Annotated in this window: 19 protein-coding genes and 1 pseudogene; 11 read left to right on the top strand and 9 right to left on the bottom strand. The window is 64.8% G+C overall.

Translation table 11 applies throughout. The features are described 5' to 3' along the window. The first annotated feature begins 20 nt into the window (after positions 1 to 20). Complete coding sequence (locus J3E61_RS18365) at positions 21 to 995, top strand: zinc-binding dehydrogenase (protein ID WP_192721599.1); 975 nt, start codon at positions 21 to 23, stop codon at positions 993 to 995. A gap of 34 nt (positions 996 to 1,029) precedes the next feature. On the opposite strand, the gene J3E61_RS18360 is transcribed toward J3E61_RS18365, so the two are convergent. Beyond that, positions 1,030 to 2,169 (bottom strand): glycerate kinase, encoded by a 1,140-nt coding sequence (locus J3E61_RS18360; RefSeq protein WP_210084497.1) that lies wholly within the window; start codon positions 2,167 to 2,169, stop codon positions 1,030 to 1,032. 233 nt (positions 2,170 to 2,402) lie between these two features. Here J3E61_RS18360 and J3E61_RS18355 point away from each other — a divergent pair, with 233 nt between their 5' ends. Genes J3E61_RS18355 through gcl form a run of 3 tightly spaced genes read left to right on the top strand, consistent with a single transcriptional unit; the run spans position 2,403 to position 5,919 of the window. Continuing rightward, a complete protein-coding gene (locus J3E61_RS18355; RefSeq protein ID WP_210085611.1) occupies positions 2,403 to 3,239 on the top strand; it encodes a TIM barrel protein in 837 nt (278 codons plus the stop codon). Further along, complete coding sequence (locus tag J3E61_RS18350; RefSeq protein ID WP_192721601.1) at positions 3,239 to 4,126, top strand: 2-hydroxy-3-oxopropionate reductase; 888 nt, start codon at positions 3,239 to 3,241, stop codon at positions 4,124 to 4,126. The genes J3E61_RS18355 and J3E61_RS18350 overlap by 1 nt, the downstream gene beginning before the upstream one ends. Further along, positions 4,123 to 5,919, top strand: a complete 1,797-nt coding sequence (gene gcl, locus J3E61_RS18345; RefSeq protein ID WP_210084496.1) for a glyoxylate carboligase — start codon at positions 4,123 to 4,125, stop codon at positions 5,917 to 5,919. Before J3E61_RS18350 ends, gcl begins: the two co-directional genes overlap by 4 nt. A 68-nt stretch (positions 5,920 to 5,987) precedes the next feature. Here gcl and J3E61_RS18340 read toward each other — a convergent pair whose 3' ends face one another. Further along, positions 5,988 to 6,737, bottom strand: coding sequence for a helix-turn-helix domain-containing protein (locus tag J3E61_RS18340; protein ID WP_192721603.1), 750 nt, complete (start codon positions 6,735 to 6,737; stop codon positions 5,988 to 5,990). A 148-nt stretch (positions 6,738 to 6,885) separates the two neighbouring features. Between J3E61_RS18340 and J3E61_RS18335 the strand changes: the two genes are divergently transcribed. Then, positions 6,886 to 7,608, top strand: a complete 723-nt coding sequence (locus tag J3E61_RS18335) for a GntR family transcriptional regulator (protein ID WP_210084495.1) — start codon at positions 6,886 to 6,888, stop codon at positions 7,606 to 7,608. A 30-nt stretch (positions 7,609 to 7,638) separates the two neighbouring features. Here the strand turns inward: J3E61_RS18335 and J3E61_RS18330 are convergent, their stop codons facing one another. Then, a complete protein-coding gene (locus tag J3E61_RS18330; RefSeq protein ID WP_192721605.1) occupies positions 7,639 to 9,024 on the bottom strand; it encodes an MFS transporter in 1,386 nt (461 codons plus the stop codon). Between the two features lie 154 nt (positions 9,025 to 9,178). Further along, complete coding sequence (frc, locus tag J3E61_RS18325; RefSeq protein WP_210084494.1) at positions 9,179 to 10,462, bottom strand: formyl-CoA transferase; 1,284 nt, start codon at positions 10,460 to 10,462, stop codon at positions 9,179 to 9,181. A gap of 663 nt (positions 10,463 to 11,125) precedes the next feature. On the opposite strand from frc (J3E61_RS18325), the gene frc (J3E61_RS18320) reads away from it, so the two are divergent. The 3 genes from frc (J3E61_RS18320) to J3E61_RS18310 all read left to right on the top strand — a co-directional run bounded on the left by frc (J3E61_RS18320) (position 11,126) and on the right by J3E61_RS18310 (position 14,707). Next, positions 11,126 to 12,352, top strand: coding sequence for a formyl-CoA transferase (frc, locus tag J3E61_RS18320; RefSeq protein WP_192721607.1), 1,227 nt, complete (start codon positions 11,126 to 11,128; stop codon positions 12,350 to 12,352). A gap of 65 nt (positions 12,353 to 12,417) precedes the next feature. Next, a complete protein-coding gene (locus J3E61_RS18315; RefSeq protein WP_192721608.1) occupies positions 12,418 to 13,809 on the top strand; it encodes an MFS transporter in 1,392 nt (463 codons plus the stop codon). Between the two features lie 178 nt (positions 13,810 to 13,987). Further along, positions 13,988 to 14,707: a GntR family transcriptional regulator gene (locus J3E61_RS18310; RefSeq protein WP_210084493.1), complete on the top strand. Its 720-nt coding sequence runs from the start codon at positions 13,988 to 13,990 to the stop codon at positions 14,705 to 14,707. Here J3E61_RS18310 and fdhD read toward each other — a convergent pair. Continuing rightward, a complete protein-coding gene (gene fdhD / locus J3E61_RS18305) occupies positions 14,693 to 15,535 on the bottom strand; it encodes a formate dehydrogenase accessory sulfurtransferase FdhD (protein WP_210084492.1) in 843 nt (280 codons plus the stop codon). The genes J3E61_RS18310 and fdhD overlap by 15 nt on opposite strands. Before the next feature lie 91 nt (positions 15,536 to 15,626). Here fdhD and J3E61_RS18300 point away from each other — a divergent pair, with 91 nt between their 5' ends. The 3 genes from J3E61_RS18300 to J3E61_RS18290 all read left to right on the top strand — a co-directional run bounded on the left by J3E61_RS18300 (position 15,627) and on the right by J3E61_RS18290 (position 18,088). Beyond that, complete coding sequence (locus J3E61_RS18300) at positions 15,627 to 16,964, top strand: OFA family MFS transporter (protein WP_210084491.1); 1,338 nt, start codon at positions 15,627 to 15,629, stop codon at positions 16,962 to 16,964. Positions 16,965 to 16,996: 32 nt separating this feature from the next. Continuing rightward, positions 16,997 to 17,275 (top strand): hypothetical protein, encoded by a 279-nt coding sequence (locus tag J3E61_RS18295; RefSeq protein WP_192721612.1) that lies wholly within the window; start codon positions 16,997 to 16,999, stop codon positions 17,273 to 17,275. A gap of 99 nt (positions 17,276 to 17,374) precedes the next feature. Continuing rightward, the gene (locus J3E61_RS18290; RefSeq protein ID WP_210084490.1) at positions 17,375 to 18,088 is read left to right on the top strand and encodes a hypothetical protein; all 714 of its coding nucleotides are present in this window, start codon (positions 17,375 to 17,377) and stop codon (positions 18,086 to 18,088) included. 14 nt (positions 18,089 to 18,102) lie between these two features. On the opposite strand, the gene J3E61_RS18285 is transcribed toward J3E61_RS18290, so the two are convergent. The 4 genes and pseudogenes from J3E61_RS18285 to J3E61_RS18270 form a co-directional block, all read right to left on the bottom strand. Beyond that, positions 18,103 to 18,315, bottom strand: coding sequence for a formate dehydrogenase subunit delta (locus tag J3E61_RS18285; RefSeq protein WP_192721614.1), 213 nt, complete (start codon positions 18,313 to 18,315; stop codon positions 18,103 to 18,105). Between the two features lies 1 nt (position 18,316). Beyond that, a pseudogene (gene fdhF, locus J3E61_RS18280) lies at positions 18,317 to 21,129 on the bottom strand (formate dehydrogenase subunit alpha). Continuing rightward, complete coding sequence (locus tag J3E61_RS18275) at positions 21,126 to 22,697, bottom strand: NADH-quinone oxidoreductase subunit NuoF (RefSeq protein WP_210084489.1); 1,572 nt, start codon at positions 22,695 to 22,697, stop codon at positions 21,126 to 21,128. Before J3E61_RS18275 ends, fdhF begins: the two are co-directional and overlap by 4 nt. Further along, positions 22,694 to 23,152, bottom strand: coding sequence for a formate dehydrogenase subunit gamma (locus J3E61_RS18270; RefSeq protein WP_210084488.1), 459 nt, complete (start codon positions 23,150 to 23,152; stop codon positions 22,694 to 22,696). Before J3E61_RS18270 ends, J3E61_RS18275 begins: the two co-directional genes overlap by 4 nt. Positions 23,153 to 23,167 lie beyond the last annotated feature (15 nt).

Here is a 23,167-nt window from a genome sequence, read left to right as displayed (position 1 = left end):
CGCAGGAGTTAAATGGTGCGATGCGCGCGATTCAAATTGCCCAGCTCGATGGCCCGCAAGCTGCGAAGATCGTCGAGATCGACGAGCCGACTGCCGGTGACGGCGAGGTCCTCATCGACGTATACGCCGCGGGTGTGGCGTTCCCCGACGCCCTGCAATCACGCGGGCTTTACCAGTACAAGCCAGAGATGCCCTACACACCGGGCGCGGAGATCGCGGGCGTGGTGCGCAGCGCACCTGATGGCGCGCACGTGGCGGCGGGTGATCGCGTTGCGGCACTGACCATGCTGTGCGGCGCGATGGCGGAAGTCGTTGCGCTGCAACCCGATCGAGTGTTCAAGCTGCCGGACACGGTGTCGTTCGAGGCAGGCGCGGGCCTACTGTTCAACGACCTGACCATGCATCACGCGCTGCGCACACGCGGTCGGCTCGCCGAGGGCGAGACGGTTCTGGTGCACGGCGCGGCCGGTGGCATCGGGACATCGACGCTGCGGCTGGCTCCGGCGTGGGGCGCTTCGCGCACGATCGCGGTGGTCAGCACCGAGGACAAGATCGCGATCGCGAAAGCGGCGGGCGCGTCGGACGTGGTGCTGGCCGACGGGTTCAAAGACGCCGTCAAGGAACTGACCGGCGGGCGCGGCGTCGACATCGTCGTCGACCCAGTTGGCGGCGACCGGTTCACCGACTCGCTGCGGTCGCTGGCACCCGGCGGACGACTACTGGTCATCGGCTTCACCGGCGGCGACATCCCGACCGTGAAGGTCAACCGGCTGCTGCTGAACAACGTCGATGCCGTCGGCGTCGGCTGGGGCGCCTGGAGCCTGACTCACCCCGGTTATCTGGGCGAGCAGTGGGCCGAGCTGGAGCCACTGCTGGCATCGGGCAGGGTGTCGGCGCCCGAGCCGATCGTCTACCCGCTCGAGCAGGCCGCCGACGCGATCGCCTCGCTGGAGGACCGGACCGCGAAGGGCAAGGTCGTCGTCAAGTTGCGATGAGCGCTAGCGCGAAGAGCCGACGGCCCGATGAGCGCTAGCGCGAAGAGCCGATAACCCCGATGAGCGTGGGCGCGAGCCTCTCCCCCACCTTTGTGAGCAGCTCGGCCGCATGTCTCATCGACCGCACAGGGTCGGGCTCCAAGTCGCTGAGCGTGTACACCCCTGCGAACCCCGCGGCGTTGACTTCGGCCGGAGTCAGCGCCGATACGCCCGCGACAGCGAACGTGGGTACGCCGTGCGTGCCGGCGCGACGACACACACCGATTGCAGCCTTGCCGCGCAACGACTGTCGATCCAGTGAGCCCTCACCGGTGACGACCGCGCATGCACCCGTCAGATACCTGTCCAACTCGATGCGGTCGATGATGACGTCGATGCCGGGCCGCATCTGTGCGCCGAGTACGGCCATCGCCGCGAAGCCCACGCCGCCTGCGGCGCCTGCGCCTGCGGCGTTTCGGTAATCCACTTTCGTTTCGCGCTCGAGGATGTCGGCCCAGCGACGAAGGGCGCGGTCGAGCTCGAGGACCTGATCCGGTCCGGCCCCCTTCTGTGGCGCATAAACGCTGGCCGCGCCAAGCGGACCATACAGCGGGTTGTCGACATCAGACGCGAGAGTGAATGAGGCACAGGAGATGTCGGGGTGTAACGCGGTGAGATCCAGGTGCGCTGCCTCCCCGAGGGGCGTGCCCGCGGGAAGACGTACCCCGTCTCGATCGCGAACTGCCGCGCCGAGGGCGCTGAGGAACCCCGCGCCGCCATCAGTGCTCGCACTTCCGCCGACGCCGATGATGATGTCGCGGCAGCCGTGATCAAGGGCCTGCACAACGACTTCACCGAGGCCACGGCTGGTAGCGGTCATCGGGGCGGGCCTGCCACCCGGAAGCCGTTGTAAGCCACAGATTTCCGCCATTTCAATGACGGCAGTCCTACCGCTTCGCGCGTACGCGGTGTGGACGACCTGACCCGTCGGCCCCTTGGCATAGATCGGTATCCGCTCGAAGCCCGCCGCCAACACGGTGCCGAGCGTGCCGTCTCCGCCGTCCGCGACCGGGCAGTGCACCGTCGCCACCGTAGGGTCTGCCCGTTTGAGACCCACAGATATCGCAGCGGCAGCCTCCGCGGCCGTCAGTGAGCCCTTGAACTTGTCGGGCGCGATCACCACATGGCCACGCATCAGACCACCATCCATCTGCATTATTCCGTATTACGGAATTATAATTCCGATGTTTAACGCTGACATACCGGCCATGGTCCCGTCAACAGCATCGCAGAACGAGCTCGCGTTACCGCGGGTTCGCCCTTGACAAGGAGTCCGGACGACCGGTTCACTATTTTGTATAGCGAGATATTCATTCCGCAATGCGGAATAGCTGGACATCAACGTATGCGACGTCCCGAGAAAGGAACATCGAGATGACGGCCTATACGGTCAACTGCTCGATCCTGCTGACCGATCTACCCCTGCTGGATCGGCCGCAGGCGGCCCGGAACGCCGGGTTCGAGGCAGTCGAGTTCTGGTGGCCCTTCGACACCCCGACACCACCGGACGCCGATGTCACTGCCTTCGTCCGGGCCATCCAGGATGCGGGTGTCCAGTTGACGGGTCTCAACTTCGCCGCAGGCGACATGCCCGCCGGCGATCGCGGTATCTTGTCGAATCCGACTCTGACGCAAGCGTTTCGCGACAACGTCGAGATTGCCGTCGGAATCGCCGAAACGCTCGGCACCCGTGCGTTCAACGCGCTGTACGGCAACCGCATCGATGACAACTCGGCCGCGAACCAGGATGACGTCGCCGCCGAGAACCTTGGCTATGCCGCACGGGCCGCGGACCGGATCGGGGCCACGGTCCTCATCGAACCGGTAAGCGGGGCACCCCGGTATCCGCTGCTGACAGCGGCCGACGCGATCCGTGTGATCGACCGGGTGCACGACCAGCACGGCGCGACCAACCTGCGATTGCTCGCCGACTTCTACCACCTGCACGTCAACGGCGACGACATCGCAACCGCCATAACCGATTACGGCCCCCGAGTCGGCCACGTCCAGATCGCCGACGCCCCGGGGCGGGGCGAACCAGGGACCGGGGAAATCCCGCTGCGTACCTATCTCGAGCAGTTGGCCGCGCAGGGCTACCAGGGCTACGTCGGTTTGGAGTACAAGGCGACCAAACCCGACACCTTCGAATGGCTGCCGCGGGCAGAACGCGGCGCGTTGCAAGCACAAGCAGAAACGAGGATTTAATGAGCACAATCGCTTTCATCGGACTGGGCATCATGGGCAGCCCGATGGCGACCCACTTGGTCAAGGCCGGTCATACCGTCGTCGGGGTGGACACGTCGCCCGAGCGCACCGGCGCGTTGGTGGAAGCCGGAGGCGCGGCGGCCGACTCCATCGAACAGGCCGTCAAGGACGCCGACGTGGTGGCCATCATGGTGCCCGACTCCCCACAGGTGCAGGCTGTGCTGCTGGGAGACGACGGGGTGTTCGCTCACGCACAGCCCGGCACGCTGGTGATCGACTTCTCGTCCATCCGGCCCGATGTCACCGCAGAGTTCGCCAAGATCGGCGCCGAGCGCGGGCTGCGCATCCTTGACGCGCCGGTGTCCGGGGGTGAACCCGGCGCCGTGAACGCCACGCTGTCGATCATGGTCGGCGGATCGGAGGACGACTTCGCCGCAGCCAAACCGATTTTCGACACAGTCGGCAAGACCATCGTGCACGTCGGCGCCAACGGCGCCGGCCAAACCGTCAAGGCAGCCAACCAGTTGATCGTCGCGGGCAACATCGAACTGCTCGCCGAGGCCATCACGTTCTTGAAGGCATACGCCGTGGACATCGAGGCCGCCGTCAAGGTGCTCGGCGGCGGGCTGGCCGGTTCGGCCGTGCTCGATCAGAAGGCCTCCAAGATGCTGACCCGAAACTTCGATCCGGGGTTCCGGATCGCGCTGCACCACAAGGACATGGGCATCCTCACCGCCGCGGCACGCGAAGCGGGTGTGGTCACGCCGCTCGGTTCACTGGTCGCCCAACTGATGGCCTCGGCGTTGGCCAACGGCGATGGCGGACTGGACCATTCGGCGCTGTTGTTGGGTGTCGAGCGACTGTCAGGCAAGGAAACGGCTCAATGACACGCATGCGAACGGTCGACGCAGCCGTCAAGATCCTCGAAATCGAGGGGGCGACTCATGCGTTCGGCCTGCCCGGAGCGGCGATCAACCCGTTCTACTCGGCCATGCGCGCACACGGCGGCATCAAGCATGTGCTGGCCCGCCACGTGGAGGCGGCCAGCCACATGGCCGAGGGCTTCACCCGCGCTGCGGCGGGCAACATCGGCGTGTGCATCGGGACCTCCGGTCCCGCGGGCACCGACATGATCACCGGGTTGTACTCGGCCTCAGCGGATTCCATTCCGATCCTCGCGATCACCGGCCAGGCTCCTGTCGACAGGCTGCACAAGGAGGACTTCCAGGCCGTCGACATCGCCTCGATCGCTGCGCCCGTCACCAAGATGGCGATGACCGTGCTCGAACCCGGCCAAGTGCCAGGCGCTTTCGCGCAGGCGTTCCACTTGATGCGGTCGGGACGACCGGGCCCCGTGCTCATCGACCTGCCCATCGACGTCCAGCTCGCCGAGATCGACTTCGACCCGGAGGCCTATCAGCCGCTACCGGTCTACAAGCCCGCGGCGTCGCGGGCTCAGGCCGTCAAGGCGATCGACATGCTGGTTTCCGCCGATCGGCCCTTGATCGTCGCCGGCGGCGGCATCATCAACGCCGACGCCTCCGATCTGCTGGTCGAACTCGCCGAGATCCTCAATGTCCCTGTGGTGCCGACCCTCATGGGGTGGGGCAGCATTCCGGACGATCACGTGCTCGCAGCAGGCATGGTCGGCCTGCAGACGTCGCATCGCTACGGCAACGCGACCATGCTCGCCTCCGACTTCGTTCTCGGAATCGGCAACCGGTGGGCCAACCGCCACACCGGCGGACTGGACACCTATCGACAGGGCCGGCGGTTCGTTCACGTCGACATCGAGCCGACACAGATCGGCCGTGTCTTCGCACCGGATTTCGGGATCGTCTCGGATGCGAAGGCCGCGCTCGAGCAGTTCGTCGCCGTCGCCAAGGAGCGACGCGCGGCTGGCACCCTGCCGGATTGGACCACCTGGGTCGAGGACTGCAGGCAGCGCAAGCAGACCATGCACCGCAAGACTCACTTCGACGACGTGCCGATCAAGCCGCAGCGGGTCTACGAGGAGATGAACCGGGCATTCGGCCGCGATGTCCGGTACGTCACCGCGATCGGGCTGTCGCAGATCGCCGGCGGACAGTTTCTTCAGGTGTACGGACCGCGGAACTGGATCAACTGCGGCCAGGCCGGTCCGCTGGGGTGGACGGTGCCCGCTGCGCTCGGTGTCGTCGCCGCCGATCCGAAGGCGACAGTGGTCGGGCTGTCGGGCGATTACGACTTCCAATTCCTCATCGAGGAGCTCGCGGTCGGCGCGCAATTCAACCTCCCGTATGTCCATGTGGTGGTGAACAACTCGTATCTGGGTCTGATCCGTCAGGCGCAGCGCAACTTCGACATGAACTACCACGTGTCGCTTGGCTTCGACAACATCAATGCGCAAGAGTCCGACAGCGACGTTCCCAAGGGCTACGGCGTCGACCACCTTCGCGTGGCGGAGGGCCTGGGCTGCAAGGCAATCCAAGTGGTCGAGCCTGCCGATATCGGCCCGTCGCTGGTGCGGGCGCAGCAACTGGCCCATGAGCACAAGGTTCCTGTGGTGGTGGAGATCTTCCTGGAGAAGATCACCAACATCGCGATGGGCACCGAGATCGACAACATCATGGAGTTCAACGATCTCGCCGAAACACTCGAGGACGCACCGACAGCCGCCGCACTGCTCTTATTGGACTAGCGCCGAACGTGGGTTACCCGCACGCTTACGCCGCTTGAAGCGTGACACAAGCCCACACTCGGCGGGAGCTAGGCGGGCGCTTGGTCGAACTCCGAGGCGATGTCGCGGGCGACGCGCTTCAGCAGCGGCGTCACCTTCATCGCCGACTTCAGGGTGAGGCGCGCGGCCGGCCCGGAGATCGAGATCGCGGTCGGGGTGGGGGCGTCCGGTACGGGAACGGCGAAGCACCGGACGCCGATCTCCTGCTCGCCTTCGTCGACGGCGTAGCCGCGAGACCGGCTCAACTCGATGTCGCGGATCAGCGCTTCCGGGGTGGTGTACGAATTCTCGTTGGACGCCGGCATCCCCGCGCGCTTCATCAACGCCTCCACGCTGTCGTTGGGGAGTTGCATGAGCAGCGCCTTGCCGACGCCGGTGCAGTGCAGGTGCACCCGGCGACCCACTTCGGTGAACATCCGCATCGCGTGCGGTGACGGCACCTGCGCGACGTAGACCGCCATGTCGTTGTCGAGCACGGCCATGTTGGCGCTCTCGCCCGTCCGCTCGACCAGTTCGGTCAGGTGGGGCCGCGACCACGCCCCGATCAGCTGGGCGGCGCTTTCGCCCAACCGAATCAGCTTGGGCCCCAGAGCGTATCGCCGGTTCTCGAGCTGCCTCACGTAGCCCATCGCCAGCAGCGTGCGTACCAGCCGGTGAATCGTCGGCTGTGGTAGCTCGGCGCGTGCGGCCAACTCCCCCAGCGCCACGCTGCCGCCCGAGTTCGACATGATCTCGAGCAGCTCGAAGGCGCGCTCAACCGATTGCACACCGTCTGCCACCAGCGTCCTCCGATTCGCCGCGAAGTGACAAGCTTATTCCGTATAGCGAAATTATCGGGGACCTGTGTCCACCCCAGCAACCTTGCGTGGATTGGATCCTGACGACTGTATGCTGTTAACACCCTGCCGCGACTAGAAAGGCGGCCCAATGGTCCACCCGCTAGCACCGACCGCCGCCCTCGATGGCGGCCCGGCGCGGAAAAGGACGCCGGTTGTCGAGCGTCCCGCACCGCTGCGCGAGGCTGTCTTCGAGGCCCTCGTCGAGATGATCATCACTCGCGAGTTGCAGCCAGGTCAGCATCTGGTCGAAAAGGATCTGGCCGATGCGCTCGGAGTCAGCAGGCAACCTGTTCGAGAAGCGTTGCAGCGCATGCATACCGAAGGCTGGGTGGACCTGCGCCCTGCGCTCGGCGCGTTCGTCCACATCCCCACCGAGTCCGAAGCAGACCAACTGCTCGCCGCACGCAGCCTTTTGGAGGCCGAGTCAGCACGGCTGGCAGCCGAGCACGCGACGCCCGAACAGATCGAGCACCTGCACGAGCTTCAACGCATCGGTGAGGAAGCGCTGGCCGTGGACGATGAGGAGGTCCTCGTCTCGGCGAACGCGTCGCTACACACCCATATCGTGACGATGTCGGCCAACAAGGTTCTCGCCGACCTCAGGGCTTCGGTCGAGCACCGGGTGCGGTGGTATTACCTGCCCATTGCCCAGGTGCGTTCGAAAGCCGCCTGGGAGGAGCATGCCGAGTTGATCGAAGCGATCGCCAATCGAGACGCGGCACGCGCCTGCACCCTGATGCGACTGCACACCGAGCGCACCAGGGAGATTTATCAGGAACAGCGGCGCCAGAAGGCGGCCAAGGGGAACTAGCCGTTCACCCTTGGCCGCCTCGGCACTCCGTCAGTCGGCCAACGCCGGCGTTGGCGACCTCTCCGCGACGGATGCGCTTGACTGCGCCGATACTCGGGTGCGCCCGGGCTGCCGGAGGAAGGCCGCGATCGCCGCTGACACCAGCGCACTCGTCGCGGCAAGCCAGTAAGCACCGGCGTAGCCCCACGAGTCGATTACGCTGGCGCCCACGCCAATTCCCACGATCGAGCCAACCAGCTTGGAGCTGTAGACCAGGCCGTAGTTGCTGGCGTTGTTGTTCTCGCCGAAGTAGTCAGGCGTGAGCGAGGCGAACATCGGATAGAACGCGCCGCCGCCGAAGCCGACGAGGAACGCGAAGCCGAGGAATGCGATTTCGCTCTCGGCCTTGCCCGCATACAGCAAGCCCACCAACGACAGGGCCTCGATGAGCAACACTACGAGCAGAGTCTGCTTGCGCCCGAACTTGTCGGACAGCCAGCCCGTCACCGTTCGTCCCGTACCGTTGATGACAGACAACACACCAGCAGACGACGCCGCGATCAGCGGGCCGAACCCGAGGTCCTTGGCGAACGGCACCATGTAGCTGATGCCGAAAAGCGAGACACCGGCGCTGATTCCGAGCGAAAGCCACATCAGCGGCAACATCCCGGTCTTGATCGCCTCCATCGGGGTGTATTGCCGCGCAGCAGGCGGGTTCTTCTTCAGGCTCGCCGCGCCGCTCTTGCTGTCCGCCCACTTCACCGGGTCGACGTCGGAAGGCCACCAGTTCTTGGGCGGGTCACGGAACAACCAGCCACATGCGGCGCACACGATCAGCATGTAGGCGGCCACCAGGTCGAGCACCCACACGTAGGTGTTGGGATGCAACGCGTAGCTGAAGATGAAGATGAACGGCACTGCACCATAAGCGAATCCACCGTTGACGAAGCCCGTCTTCCCGCCTCGTCGTTCCGGGTACCACTTGCCGACCAGGTTGATGCACGTCGCATAAACCAGGCCCGCGCCGATGCCGCCGCATACCGCGAAGCCGGCGTAGGCGAGCATCAGGTTGCCCTGGGTGATGCTGGCGAATCCGAGCGCCGAAAGGACCGCGCCGATCAGCATCGCCGCACGGGGCGACAGAATGCCCTTCTCCCGCAACTTGCCTGCCGGGAAGGCAATGCCGGCCTGGAAGAACGCCCAGATCGACAGCAGCCAGAACGTCTGCGGCTGGCTCCAATGATGGGCTTCCCGAATCGATTTCGCGGCGGCACCGTAGCCGTACTCGTACACGCTCACTGCCATCATGGCCATCCACGGCAACCAGATCATCCACGACCGCGATCTACCGAGCAGTTCACGGTCGGTTTCGCCGACCCGGTAAACCCGCCCGTTCGCGTCGATGACCTCCCGATAACTTGCGAAAGTTGACGACATGCTTGAATCTCTTTCTACGAATTGATGAAGACTCGCTTCACCCGGGTGCCAGCCCACGTGAAGCAATCGCTCACCGCTGTTGCGGCTTTCGTGCGGCACGCGCCGCCCGGTCTATCCCAATACTGTTCTGTCCTTTCCTCGCAGCGCGCATTGCTCAGATGACGCCGGCACTTCTGAACAGCTCGAGCTGCTCAGGCGAATAGCCGAGCTCAGTGCAGATCTCTTCGGTGTGCTCACCGAGCAGCGGCGAGCGGACGATGTCGACCGGGGAATCAGACAGCCGCAGCGGAGAGCCGACCGTCTTGAAGGCGCCGCGCTCAGGATGTTCGACAGTGACGATGGCTCCGAGTTCGGTCAGCGTCTCGTCCTCGATCAGCTCCCGAGTCGAGAGCACCGGACCACACGGGATGTTCAGCACGTTGAGTGCTTCCAACGCCTCCCATTTGGTGTGCCGCTCCGACCAGTCTTCGATCAGCGCGAAAACCTTGTCCAGCTTCGGAAGCCGGTCCTCCGGCCGCGCCCAATCAGGGTGATCGGCGAGGTCGGGTCTGCCGATCAGTTCCGCGAGCGGCGCCCAGCCCACCGGCTGCACGATCACGTAGATGTAGTCGTTGGGGCCCCCGCCCTTGGTCTTGACCGCCCACCCGGGTTGGCCTCCGCCCGAGGCGTTGCCCGACCGCGGGACCTCGTCGCCGAAGTGCTGGTTGGGATACTCGCGAAGCGGGCCCGCAGCGAGCCGTTGCTGATCCCGAAGCTTGACACGGCAGAGATTGAGCACCGCCTCCTGCATGGCGACCTCGACACGCTGTCCGCGACCGGTGTTCGTGCGCTGGTACAGCGCGGCCAAAATCCCTGACACCAGATGGATTCCGGTGCCCGAGTCACCGATCTGCGCCCCTGTTGCCACGGGCGGACCGTCCTCGAAACCGGTGGTGGCCATCGAGCCGCCCATCGCCTGCGCGATGACTTCGTAGGCCTTGAAGTCGAAGTACTTCCCCGGACCGAACCCCTTGATGGACGCATAGATCAGCCGCGGGTTGATGTCGCGCAGCCGCTCCCACGAAAAGCCGAACCGGTCGACGACGCCGGGTCCGAAGTTCTCCACGAGGATGTCGACACGCGACACCAGATCGGTGAAGATCCGCTTGCCCTCTTGGGACTTCATGTTCAGCGTGATGCTGCGCTTATTGCAGTTGAGCATCGTGAAGTACAGGCTGTCCGCGTCGGGCACATCGCGCAGCTGGGTGCGGGTGACGTCGCCGGTGCCGGGCGCCTCGAGCTTGATGACATCGGCGCCCAGCCATGCGAGCAACTGGGTGGCCGAGGGACCCGACTGCACGTGCGTCATGTCGAGCACCCGAACGCCGGAAAGAGCCTTACCTGTCGGCGGACCGGATTCCACGATGCCCGTCTCGCTGGCTGAGGGGACCTGAACCATGTGCACTCTTCCTTCACTCGAGCCGGTTGCCTCCTCGTGCGGAGAAGCTCGTCACAAGATTGCATACCGTATGAGGTAGACAACAGTGTGGTGTACGCAACACGGCGTTGTCCAGCGATCCGTCAGTTCTCACAGACTTCTCTGTCAGGGATGAAAACCATGTCCCGTTGACACCCAGCGGCAGACGAATTTCGTCGCGCGTCCAGCCCAGGTGCGGGGAGCCAAAATGGCGCGGCGCCGGCCGGATTGTCCGATGGCTTTCTCACGCAAAAAGCCTGTGCCGCAACGCATTACGTTTTCGGATCCGACGACCCGATCCCTGCAACTGGCGATTCCCGATAGCGGTGTCGTGCAGACGGAGATGCGCGCAATGCTGCGGCATCGTAGGCGGCCGTGGCGGGCAATTGAAGAGACGTCAGCCGATTGACAGGAAACTAGGGGCTTGCGTCCAGATTGTATGAGGTATACCGTACGCCGTGTGATGTCGGTTACTTTCTGACACAGCGAGTGACTGCCTTCACAAACCATTCGATAGCAGCGAGCTGTGCCGGGTCCGGCAAGCGGTCACTGATCAACGTGTGGTCCGACTTCGGCGCGCAAAACTGCGCAGCCTGTGCGGTTGCCGGGGTCGCTAACCACACGTCCACCAATAAGGGGACTGTCTTGGGTAAGGCACTCGAAGGCGTGCGCGTCCTGGATATGACGCATGTCCAGTCAGGGCCGTCGTGCACCCAGATCCTGGCCTGGCTGGGCGCGGACGTCGTAAAGCTCGAGGCACCCGCCGGCGACGTGACACGCAAGCAGCTGCGCGACATCCCGGGCGCCGACAGCCTCTACTTCACGATGCTCAACTGCAATAAGCGCAGCATCACGCTGAACATGAAGTCCCAAGAGGGCAAGCGCATCTTCACCGATCTGCTCCCCCGGTTCGACATCCTCGCCGAGAACTTCGGCCCTGGCGCCATCGAGCGCATGGGCTTCGGGTGGGAGGAATTGCAGCGCATCAACCCTCGGCTGATCTTCGCCTCCATCAAGGGTTTTGGTGACGGCCCGTATACGCATTACAAGGCGTACGAAGTCATCGCGCAGGCGATGGGCGGATCGATGAGCACAACCGGCTTCGAAGACGGACCACCACTGGCCACCGGCGCGCAGATCGGCGACTCCGGCACCGGCATCCACACGGTGGCCGGCATTCTCGCCGCGCTGTACCAGCGCGAGCACACGGGTCGCGGGCAGCGCGTGACCGTCGCAATGCAACATGCGGTGCTGAACCTGTGCCGGGTCAAGCTGCGCGACCACCAACGGTTGCAGCACGGACCGCTCGGTGAATACCCCAATGAGGATTTCGGAGACTGCGTGCCGAGATCGGGCAACGCCTCGGGTGGCGGCCAACCGGGTTGGGCGGTGAAATGCGCACCCGGCGGGCCCAACGACTACATCTACGTGGTCGTGCAGCCGGTGGGCTGGGAGCCGATCGCGCACCTGATCGGCAGGCCCGAGCTGGTCACCGATCCCGAGTGGAGCACGCCGCAGGCGCGACTGAACAAGTTGGACAAGATGTTCCAGCTCATCGAGGAGTGGACGATGGGCCTCGGCAAGTGGCAGGCGCTCGCGCAGCTGACCGAGCACAACATCCCCTGCGGCCCAATCCTTTCCACCAAGGAAATCATCGACGACGCCTCGTTGGCAGCCAACGACATGGTCGTGCGGGTGGATCACCCCGAGCGCGGCGAGTTCACCACGGTCGGCTGCCCGATCAAGCTGTCCGACTCCCCTGTCGACGTCGAACGCTCCCCTTTGCTGGGCGAGCACAACGCACACATCTACGGCGACGAGCTCGGGCTTGGCGACCAGCTCTCCGCGCTGAAGGCGAAGGGAGTCATCTAACGATTCCGCCACCAAAAAAGCAGACAGTCGGCAGTATACAGAGACGAAAAGGAGATTCGACAGGCATGAACGCGTCAGCTCAGCCGGCATACCGCGAGGTAGTCGACGATAACGGCCGGGTGTATCGAGTCGGCGAGACCGACCGCGACATCCTGGGACGGTCCCGGGCCTGGATGGTGTGGCTCCCGTGGATCTCGATGATGGCCATCAGCTCATCCGAATATGCATTCACCTCAGCCGACGACACGCTGTCGGAGGCCCACGGTTGGCACGGCGCCCATATCTTCTGGTTGCTGGGTGTATGGGTGATGTTCCAGGCCGCGGTGGCATTCCCCGTCGGTCAAATGCGGGAGAGCGGCAAGCTGTCGGCTCGTTCCGCGATGTTGCTCGGTGCGGGCGGGGCGTTCCTCGGATACCTGTCGCTGGCCTACGCCCCGCACGTCCTCCTTGCCTACCTCGGCTTCGGGTTGTTCGGCGGCGGCGGCGCCGGCTTCGTCTACGCCACGTGCATCAACATGGTGGGCAAGTGGTATCCGGAACGCAAGGGCGGCAAGACGGGCTTCGTCAACGGCGGCTTCGCCTACGGCTCAGTGCCCTTCATCTTCTTGTTCACCAACTACATGGACCTGGAGAACTACGAGGGCATCCTGCTAGCGGTCGGCATCTTCCTGGCGGCCGTCGTCGCGCTCTGCGGTTTCTTCTTCATCGACCCCCCGAAGAACTGGTGGCCGCCGCACGTCGACCCGCTGAAAGTCAACGACGACCCCAAGATTCGCCGCGCACTGCGGAAGAACCCACCAGCGGTCAAGCAGTACACCCCGAAGGAAGCCATCAAGACCGGCATCCTGCCGCTGATGTGGTTCGTGCTGCTGTGCACCGCGGGCATCAACATCTTCGGCATCGCAATGCAGGTGCCGTTCGGCAAGGAGATGGGTTTCGCTGGCGGCATCGTCGCGCTCGCGATGAGCTTCAAGGCGATCGTCAACGGCACCGGCCGCGGCGTGATCGGCTGGATCTCCGACCGGGTCGGCCGCAGAGACACGCTCATCATCGTGTGCGTGGTGCTGGGCCTGGCCCAGTTCGCGGTGTACTTCTCCGGGTCGATTGGCAGCATGCCGCTGTTCCTGTTGGCGTCGATGGTGTCCGGCTTCGGCGGTGGCGCGATCTTCCCGTTGTTCGCGGCGATGACGGCCGACTACTTCGGGGAGAACAACAACGCCACCAACTACGGCCTGGTCTACAGCTCGAAGCTGGTGTCGGGTCTGGTCGGCGCCGGTTTGGGTGCGGTCGTCGTGGATACGTGGGGTTACGGCGCCGCATTCGGAATCGCCGGTTCGGTCGGCATCGCCTGCGCCTTCCTGTCGATTCTGCTGCGTCAGCCCAAGCTCAATGAGCCAACACCGACGCGGTCATCCGATCCGACGCAGGTCGAGGCCAAGGTCCTCGTAGTCGATTAATCGGCTTCGGCGCACAGCACCCCGGGTGATGAGAAGGCCTGCTCAGGGCCTCACACCCGGGGTGTTGCGTTGCTGACCGACGGGGTACGACCACCACAGTGTTGCGGCAATGGCGGTTTATTGCATACGAAAGCCGGTACTCTGTTGTCCGCAGCCACAGATAGCGGAGGAATGCGCGATGTCACTTCCCACCCCGAGTCCCCGTAAGCGCGCGCCTACGCTGACCGACGGCGCCTCACGCCGCGTGCAGCGCCCCGCTCCCCTGCGCCAGGCCGTCTACGACGCGATCGTGGACCTGATCGTGCAGGGCACACTGCAGCGCGGCCAGCATCTGGTCGAGAACGAACTTGCCGAGTATCTGGGCGTGAGTCGGCAGCCGGTACGCGAAGCACTGCAGCGGTTGCAGACCGACGGGTGGATCGACCTTCGGCCTGCGCAGGGCGCGTTCGTCCACACACCGTCCGAAGACGAGGTGGATCAGCTGCTCGGTGTCCGCACCGTGCTCGAGACGTACTCGGCCCGCCTGGCGGCGGAAAACGCCACCGCCGAAGACGTCAACCGGCTGTGGGAGTTGCAGCAGGACGGCCTCAACGCGTTGGCCGCCAACGACTCCGAAGCGCTGGTGACCGCGAACGTGAACCTACATGAGGCGATCACCGAGATAGCGGGAAACTCGGTGCTGGCCAGGCACATTGGACTAGTCGAACGGCGGTGGCACTGGTATTACCTGCCGATCGCACAGCCGCGCGGTCAGGGTGCGTGGACCGAACATGCCGAACTGATCAAGGCCATCGCGGCCGGTGACGCCGATCTGGCGAGCAGCATCATGCAAAACCACACGGAGCACACGCGGAAGGTCTACCACGACCAGCGGCAGACCAAGTCAGAGTCCGAGTAGCTGCTCCGACTGGATCCGCTCGGCGCCGGCATAGACATTCATCGATGAGCCGCGCAGAAAACCGATCAGCGTAAGGCCCATCTCCCTTGCCAGATCGACCGCAAGAGATGACGGCGCGGATACAGCTGTCAGCGCAGGGATTCCGGCCATCACCGCCTTCTGCACCAACTCGAATGAGGCTCTGCCACTGACCATCAGGGTGGTGCCCGTCAGCGGCAGGTGGCCCTGATCGAGTGCCCATCCGACGACCTTGTCCACCGCGTTGTGCCTGCCGACGTCTTCTCGCACGCACCACAGGTCCCCTGTCGCATCGAAGAGTCCGGCCGCATGCAATCCGCCCGTGCGGTCGAAGACACGCTGTGCAGCCCTGAGTTTGTCCGGCAGGGCGGCAATCGTTGCGGGGTTGAGCTGCAACGGATCTCGGTCGACGTGCCACCTGCTGATCGTGCGCACTGCCTCGAGGCTGGCCTTGCCGCACAAGCCGCACGATGACGTCGTGTAAAAGTTGCGCTCCACGGACACGTCAGGCGGTGGCACGCCGTCGGCCAGCAGCACGTCGAGCACGTTGTAGGTGTTGACACCGTCGGCCGTGGCGCCCGCGCAATACCGGATCCCGGCGATCTCGGAGGGGGCCGAAACGACTCCCTCGCTGACCAAAAAACCGCGGGCGAGGTCGAAGTCGTTGCCAGGGGTTCGCATCGTGACCGTGAGGGGGCGGCCTGCGACGCGAATTTCCAGCGGTTCCTCCGCAGCGAGGGAGTCCGGACGGGCGCTGGCGACTCCGTCGGCCAGTCGAACGACTCGATATCTGCTGGTTACGCGTCCCATGCCGAGCCTCTCCCAAAAGGGTGGACAAGTGATCCACGTCATAGTTATGCTAGTCGCATACTGTATGCAATAATATCCCGTGGAGGCCGGCATGACCAGCAGCGCACGCGGAGTCGCAGTCGCCGAGGTTCGGGATATGCACGGACGCTCCTACCGGGTCGGGGAACGACCACAGGACATCATGGGGCGCTCCCGTGCCTGGATGTTCTGGCTCCCCGCGGCGGCCATGGCAGGGATCAGCGTGCTGCAGTACGGCTACAGCGTCGCTGCCATCGCACTGCAACCGTCCGGTGCCGCCGCGTTCTGGGTGCTCGCACTCTGGGTGATGTTCCAGGCCGGCGCGGCTGCCCTGACCGCCGCACTGCGTCATCACGCGGCTGTGCACCCGTCGCGCGCGATGCTTGTCGGCGCGGTGCTGTGCGCCGCCGGACCGCTGACACTCGCCTACAGCGATAGCTTCGGCCTGGCTGTGCTCGGCTACTCCGCGCTGTGCGGCAGTGGCGCAGGCATCGTGTACGCGACGTGCAGCTCAACGGTCGCGAAGTGGTATCCCGAAGCGCGGGGCCTGCGAATCGGTTTCGCCACTGGCGCATTCGGCTACGGCGCCGTGCCGTTCATCATCCTGTTCGCTAGCGGTCTGACTCCCGCCAACCATGGCGACCTCTTCACCGGTGTGGCTGTCGTCGTCTTGGCCGTGGTGGCGTTGTGCGGCATCTTCTTTCGCGATCCCCCGCAGGGCTGGTGGCCGCCCGACGTCGACCCCCGTTTGTGGGCCATCGACAAGCGAATCAATCGCAGTCTGTGCAGCAATGCCCCCGCGGCTCGGCAATACGCGCCGGGACAGGCCGTGCGGACGACCCCGTTCGTGGTGATGTACCTCATCATGGTGTTCGCCGCCGCCACCTTTCTGCTAGCCGTGGCATACGTCCCAACCATCGCCGTTTCCAACGGATTCGGACCGGTGGTGGCTGCGTCGGCCGTCGGGCTGCTCGCCGTCGTCAGTGGCGGCGGGCGCGCGATCGCGTGTCGCATCTCCGACCGCTTCGGACGACGGCAGACGCTCAGCGTTGCACTGCTGCTGGCGGGGTGCGCACAGCTGGGCCTGGTGTACTCGGCCTCTGTTCATCAGGCCGAGGCTTTCGTGACGTTCGCCGGGCTCAGCGGGTTGGCAGGCGGCGCGTTCTATCCGCTGCTGGCAAGCCTGGTGGCCGACTATTTCGGCGAGCGCAACGCTGTGCGAAATTTCGGAGTTGTCTACAGCGCCAAGCTATTTGGCGGTCTCATCGGGATCGGACTGCCTGCGTTCGTGGTGTCCTCCCCTGCACTGATGCATGTGTTCGTCACCGCAGGGCTCATCGGCCTCTGCGCAGCTGTCACCACGCGACTGCTGCGTCAGCCCGGGCATCTCATTGCCCGGTTACCGCGGTAGGCCCGAATTACTAATCATCACAAGGAGATCCAATGTCCCTGGCGCTAAAAGTAGACGAGCTGCAGCGGCTGATCGACGACCTGCGGGGATCAGTGACAGGGCTTGCCGCGACGTATGGCGACTGCCGGGCAACCCGTCGTATTCTGAACGGCATACACCGGTTGGAGATCGACGTCGAAGAGCTGGAGGCGACCAGAGGGCTCGCCCGGCCCGTGGCATCGAGGCAACTCATCCAGATTCCCGACACCCAGTACGACCACGACTTCTGGCGAGACGTCGACCACGAGGGAATAGGCGGACTCCGCGCCTGAGTGAAGAAACTACGCTCAGCGGCACTTCACCTCGAATGTCCGCGTGAAACAGCACTTCTTGTGAAATCCTGTGCATGACAGGGCCAGGAGGACCGGAGGATGCACCGAGTCGTCGCCTTACGGGCAAGAGCAACTGCGTCGGTGCGCGCCCACGTGCACCGGCCGCTGGTGTTGACCGCGGCTGCGTGCTTGGCAGTGATGACGGTTTCGTGCTCGTCGGCAATCCCCGAGTCCGCGGCGCCGAGCAGCGACGAGACACCACACAAAGCAGATCTCACACAGGTGACCAACTCAATGTTCGTCGATCGGTCGGCCGTCCCCGCAAACCTCCCGATGCGGTTCGCCGGACCCAGCATACGTAACGACACAGGCCCGAACCCGCCGGTTTATCCGTCCGAATGCGGTCCGATCTTCAGCGGCCCAGCCGACACGCAATCCGGAGACGTGAAGTGGGCGACGGTGAGCGCGACCGGCGAAGCTCTGAACGCCGACCATGGAGGTTATTTGCTGTCGATCTCGGTTCCGCGAGAGCGGCCGGACCTCAAGAGCCTGCTGAGCAGATGCGCGAGTATCGAGCACGAAGGCGTCACCGCTACGTACTCGCCGCTACCCGCACAGGGACTGCCGGACTGGGCCGTCGCAACGCGCGTGGCCACTCGGGGAGCTACCGGCGCCGACATCATGGGCTATTGCCGTGGTCTTTACATTTCTGCGAACTTCATCCAGCGCCCGGCCGCAGACATGTCGCCCACCGACACCGACACCCTGGTGAAGCTCTTCAACGAGCAGGCGGCCAAGCTAGAAGCGATTTAAGCCGGGCGGCGCCGCTAGCGCAGCAGCCCCGCTGCGGCCACCGAAACCGGATCGAGATCCGTTGTGTCCGAGGCGACGAGCAGCAGCAGCCGTTGCTTCATCCGCGGGTCCCAGAACCGTCTGATGTGGTCTGCGACCGCGGTCGCAGCCTGGTCGGTGTGCAGGTAGCCGAAGTGCGCAGCGATATTGTTGATCATCCTGATCTCAGCAGGAGCATTGAGCCCCATATCAATCCACCAATTCCGCAGTCAGCACGCCATCCAGTTCTTGTTCTCTGATCACGGGATGCGCCAGGGCGACCTGCACAGCCGTCACCTTGTATTCGGGGCAGTTCGTGGCCCAGTCCGAGTTTTCGGTGGTGACGACGTTCGCTCCCGTGACCGGGTAGTGGAACGTCGTGTAGACGACGCCGGTCGGCATCCGGTCTGAGATCTTCGCGCGTAACTTCGTCGTGCCGACGCGGCTGGCCAAGGTGACCTCGTCACCGTCGGTGATTCCGCGGTCCTCGGCGTCGTGGGGGTGGATCTCCAGCAGATCCTCCTGGTGCCAGGCGATATTGGCCGTCCGGCGGGTCTGCGCTCCGACGTTGTACTGGGACAGGATGCGACCCGTCGTGAGGATCAACGGGAAGCGGCGGGTGCTGCGCTCGTCGGTGGGCACGAACGGGGTCGGCACGAACCTGCCTTTGCCTCTGGTGAACTCGTCGATGTGCATGATCGGCGTGCCCTGCGGGGTCTCGTCGTCGCAGGGCCATTGGATGCTGCCCAGCTCGTCGAGCCGTCGAACGACACCCCGGCGAACGTCGGTGTCAGAGCGGCGATCTCATCCATGATCTGGCTCGGGTGGTCATAGTGCATTGGGTAGCCCATCGCAGTCGCGACCCTGCACACGATGTCCCACTCGTGCATGCCGTTCTTCGGTTTCATCACCGCGCGAACCCGGTTGATCCGCCGCTCCGCGTTGGTGAACGTGCCGTCCTTCTCCAAAAACGATGCCCCTGGCAGAAACACGTGCGCGAACTTCGCGGTCTCGTTGAGGAACAGGTCCTGCACGACCACCAGTTCCATCGCGGCCAGCGCGGCGGTGACGTGGCCGACGTTCGGGTCCGACTGGGCAATGTCCTCGCCGTGGACGAACAGCCCCCGGAACGTGCCCTCGATCGCGGCGTCGAACATGTTCGGGATGCGCAGCCCAGGCTCGGGTAGAAGCGCTGTTCCCCAGAGGTTTTCGAAGATGCCGCGCACCGCGTCGTCCGATACATGCCGATAGCCGGGTAGTTCATGCGGGAACGAGCCCATGTCGCAGGAGCCCTGCACGTTGTTCTGGCCGCGCAGTGGGTTCACACCGACGCCGTCACGACCGATGTTCCCGCACGCCATCGCCAGGTTCGCCATGCCCATTACCATCGTCGAACCCTGGCTGTGTTCGGTCACGCCGAGGCCGTAGTAGATGGCACCGTTCGGCGCCTGCGCGTAGAGGCGCGCGGCGGCCCGAACCTCGGAGGCGGGCACGCCCGTGATCGGCTGCACGGCCTCCGGGCTGTTCTCGGGGCGAGCGATGAACTCCGCCCACTCGGCGAATCCCTCGCAGCGGTCCGCGACGAACGATTGGTCCACAAGGCCTTCGGTGACCACCACATGCGCGATCGCGTTGACCACCGCCACGTTCGTGCCCGGCGCCAACTGCAAGTGGTGATCGGCTTCCACGTGCGGCGAGCGCACGAGGTCGATGCGACGCGGGTCGACGACGATCAGCTTTGCGCCCTGTCGTATCCGCTGCTTCATCCTCGACGCGAACACGGGATGCCCGTCAGTGGGATTGGCGCCGATCACCATGATCACATCGGCTTGCGCGACGGACCGGAAGTCCTGCGTGCCAGCCGATTCACCAAAAGTCTGCTTCAATCCATAACCAGTCGGCGAATGGCACACCCGCGCGCAGGTGTCGACGTTGTTGTTGCCGAACGCGGCACGCACCATCTTCTGGACGACGTAGACCTCTTCGTTCGTGCACCGCGATGAGGTGATCGCACCGATCGCGCCTGCGCCGTGCCGTCGCGTGATGTCGAGCATTCGGCGCGCGACGGTGTCGATCGCCTCGTCCCACTCGACCTCGCGCCACGGCTCGGTGATGGTGTCGCGGACCATCGGCTTGAGTTTGCGGTCCGGATGGGTGGCGTAGCCGAAGGCGAAGCGGCCCTTCACACATGAGTGACCCTCATTGGCGCCGCCGTCCTTGTGGGGCACCATGCGAACCAGTTCGTCACCGCGCAGCTCAGCCTTGAACGAACACCCGACGCCGCAGTAGGCGCACGTGGTGATGACCGAGCGCGAGGGCATGCCCAGTTCGATCACCGAACGCTCCTGCAGCGTGGCCGTCGGGCAGGCCTGCACACACGCGCCGCAGGACACGCATTCGGAGTCCATGAACAACTCGCCCGCGCCCGGTGAGACTTTCGAGTCGAAGCCGCGGCCCTCGATGGTCAGCGCGAACGTGCCCTGAATCTCGTCGCAGGCGCGCACACAGCGTGAGCACACAATGCATTTCGACGGATCGAAGTCGAAGTAGGGGTTGCTTTGGTCCTTGACAGCGTCGAAGTGGTTCTCGCCCTCATAGCCATACCTGACCTGCCGCAGCCCGACAGTGCCTGCCATGTCCTGCAATTCGCAGTCGCCGTTGGCGGCGCACGTAAGGCAGTCCAGCGGGTGGTCGCTGATATAGAGCTCCATGACGTTCTCGCGCAGCTTCGCGAGTTTCGGTGTCTGCGTCCGCACGACCATGCCCTCGGCCACCGGCGTGGTGCACGAAGCCGGGGTGCCACGGCGACCGTCGATCTCCACCAAGCAGAGCCGGCACGAACCGAACGCGTCGAGCCGATCGGTGGCACACAGCTTCGGGACGTCGACGCCCGCGAGCGCCGCCGCGCGCATGATCGACGTGCCCTCGGGAACCGCGACGGGCAGCCCGTCCACTTCGAGCGAGAGCGTCGCCTCGCCCTCTTTGGCCGGAGTGCCGAAGTCGGGTTCCTTGAGCAGACTCATGTCGTACCTTCCGTCCTCGCAATCGGCTGCCTGGCATGGAAGTCGTCTGGGAAATTGACGATCGCACTGCGCACCGGCATCGGGGTGAGCCCGCCCATCGCGCACAACGAACCCTCGGTCATCACATCGCACAGGTCTTCGAGCAGCGCCAGGTTTTCGTCGCGGTGTTCGCCGGAGGTGATGCGGTCGATCACCTCGACGCCGCGCACCGCTCCAACGCGGCACGGTGTGCACTTGCCGCACGACTCCGCCGCGCAGAACTCCATCGCAAACCTGGCCTGCGCCGCCATGTCGACGGTTTCGTCGAACACCACGATGCCGCCGTGGCCGACCATCGCGTTGGCCGCTGCGAATGCCTCGTAGTCCATGGGTAACTCGAACTTTGTTCTCGGCAGATAGGCCCCGAGCGGCCCCCCGACCTGGACCGCGCGCACAGGCCGACCGGATCGGGTGCCGCCGCCGTAGCCGTCCACGAGTTCACCGAGCGTGATCCCGAAAGCGGTCTCGACGATGCCGCCGTGTTTGATGTTGCCGCCGAGCTGAAACACCTGTGTGCCGCGCGAACGTTCAACGCCGAGTTCTTGATACGCCTGCGCGCCGTGCGCAAGAACCGTCGGCACGGTGGCAAGCGTGAGGACGTTGTTCACCACCGTCGGCTTGCCGAACAGGCCGTGGATCGCCGGAATCGGCGGCTTCGCGCGGACCATCCCGCGCTTGCCCTCGAGGCTTTCCAGCATCGAGGTCTCCTCGCCGCAGATGTAGGCGCCGCCGCCCACCCGCACATGAAGATCGAAGTTGAGCGACGAACCGAGCACGCTGTCGCCCAGCCATCCTCGTCCGTAGGCGATCTCGATGGCGGCGCGCATTGTCGCGATCGCGTCGGGGTATTCGGACCTGATGTAGATGTAGCCCTCGGTGGCGCCGACGGCGTAGGCGGCGATCGTCATGCCCTCGATGAGCAGAAACGGATCACCTTCCATCAACATCCGGTCGGCGAAAGTCCCGCTGTCGCCTTCATCGGCGTTGCAGCAGACGAACTTCAGTTCGTCGGCGCAGTCAAGCACTGTCTTCCATTTGATGCCCGCCGGAAAGCCCGCACCGCCCCGGCCGCGTAGACCGGATTCTGCGACCTCGGCGACGACGTCGGCAGGTGAATTCTCCAGTGCGCGAACCAGTCCGACCAGCCCGCCGTGACGCAGGTAGTCGTCGGGCGACAGCGGATCGGTGACGCCCACCCTGGTGAAGGTGACCCGATTCTGCGCGGCGAGCCACGGCAATTCGTCGACAACGCCCAACCGCTGCGGGTGCGCCGCTCCGTCCAACATGCCGGCCGCCACGAGGTCGTCGACGTCGCGCGAAGCCACCGGGCCATAGCCGATGCGCCCGTCGGGTGTCGCCACCTCAACCAGGGGCTCCAGCCACAGCATGCCGCGAGAGCCGTTGCGCACCAACCGAATCGAGCGACCATACCGTGCCGCGGCACTCACAATTGCGTCGGCGACGTCGTCAGCGCCGACCGACCGCGCCGCAGAATCCCTCGGCACATACACGGTGACCGGTGTCATCATTGCGCGGCCGCCTCGTCGAGTATCGCCGACAACCGCGCCTCATCGAGCCGGCCGCGCAGCCTGCCATTCACTTGCGCGGCGGGCCCGAGCGCACAGTTGCCAAGGCAGAAGACCTGCTCGACAGTCAGTGACCCGTCGCGGCTTGTCTCACCCAAGGACATGCCGCACGCTTCTTGCACATGGTTCACCAGTCGCTCCGCACCGACCGACTGGCACGCCTCCCCACGACAGATGCGCACCGTGGTGCGGCCTGCCGGTGCCGAGCGGAAGTCGTGGTAGAAGGACACCACTCCGTGCACGTCCGCACGGGACAGATTGAGCTCCTCGGCGAGCACCGGAATCGCTTCGGGCGGAACATAACCCAGCGTCTCCTGTACCGCGTGCAGGATGGGGAGCAGGGACCCGCGCTGCCCTCGATGGGTGGCAACGATATCTCGGACAAGCGCTGTACTCATGCCTCGACTCCCAAA

This window comes from Mycobacterium sp. OAE908, assembly GCF_017872775.1.
Lineage (GTDB): Bacteria > Actinomycetota > Actinomycetes > Mycobacteriales > Mycobacteriaceae > Mycobacterium.
Note: the sequence above shows the minus strand (reverse complement) of the source record. Positions and strands in the feature narration are given on the sequence as shown.

Bases quoted from the DNA above. Each gene is read 5' to 3' on its own strand.
- J3E61_RS18350 (WP_192721601.1), top strand. From the start codon at position 3,239: ATGAGCACAATCGCTTTCATCGGACTGGGCATCATGGGCAGCCCGATG.
- fdhD (WP_210084492.1), bottom strand. From the start codon at position 15,535: ATGGGACGCGTAACCAGCAGATATCGAGTCGTTCGACTGGCCGACGGA.
- J3E61_RS18295 (WP_192721612.1), top strand. From the start codon at position 16,997: ATGTCCCTGGCGCTAAAAGTAGACGAGCTGCAGCGGCTGATCGACGAC.
- gcl (WP_210084496.1), top strand. From the start codon at position 4,123: ATGACACGCATGCGAACGGTCGACGCAGCCGTCAAGATCCTCGAAATC.
- J3E61_RS18285 (WP_192721614.1), bottom strand. From the start codon at position 18,315: ATGGGGCTCAATGCTCCTGCTGAGATCAGGATGATCAACAATATCGCT.
- J3E61_RS18300 (WP_210084491.1), top strand. From the start codon at position 15,627: ATGACCAGCAGCGCACGCGGAGTCGCAGTCGCCGAGGTTCGGGATATG.
- J3E61_RS18335 (WP_210084495.1), top strand. From the start codon at position 6,886: ATGGTCCACCCGCTAGCACCGACCGCCGCCCTCGATGGCGGCCCGGCG.
- J3E61_RS18360 (WP_210084497.1), bottom strand. From the start codon at position 2,169: ATGCGTGGCCATGTGGTGATCGCGCCCGACAAGTTCAAGGGCTCACTG.
- J3E61_RS18270 (WP_210084488.1), bottom strand. From the start codon at position 23,152: ATGAGTACAGCGCTTGTCCGAGATATCGTTGCCACCCATCGAGGGCAG.
- J3E61_RS18310 (WP_210084493.1), top strand. From the start codon at position 13,988: ATGTCACTTCCCACCCCGAGTCCCCGTAAGCGCGCGCCTACGCTGACC.
- J3E61_RS18290 (WP_210084490.1), top strand. From the start codon at position 17,375: ATGCACCGAGTCGTCGCCTTACGGGCAAGAGCAACTGCGTCGGTGCGC.
- J3E61_RS18330 (WP_192721605.1), bottom strand. From the start codon at position 9,024: ATGTCGTCAACTTTCGCAAGTTATCGGGAGGTCATCGACGCGAACGGG.
- frc (WP_210084494.1), bottom strand. From the start codon at position 10,462: ATGGTTCAGGTCCCCTCAGCCAGCGAGACGGGCATCGTGGAATCCGGT.
- J3E61_RS18365 (WP_192721599.1), top strand. From the start codon at position 21: ATGCGCGCGATTCAAATTGCCCAGCTCGATGGCCCGCAAGCTGCGAAG.
- J3E61_RS18315 (WP_192721608.1), top strand. From the start codon at position 12,418: ATGAACGCGTCAGCTCAGCCGGCATACCGCGAGGTAGTCGACGATAAC.
- J3E61_RS18275 (WP_210084489.1), bottom strand. From the start codon at position 22,697: ATGATGACACCGGTCACCGTGTATGTGCCGAGGGATTCTGCGGCGCGG.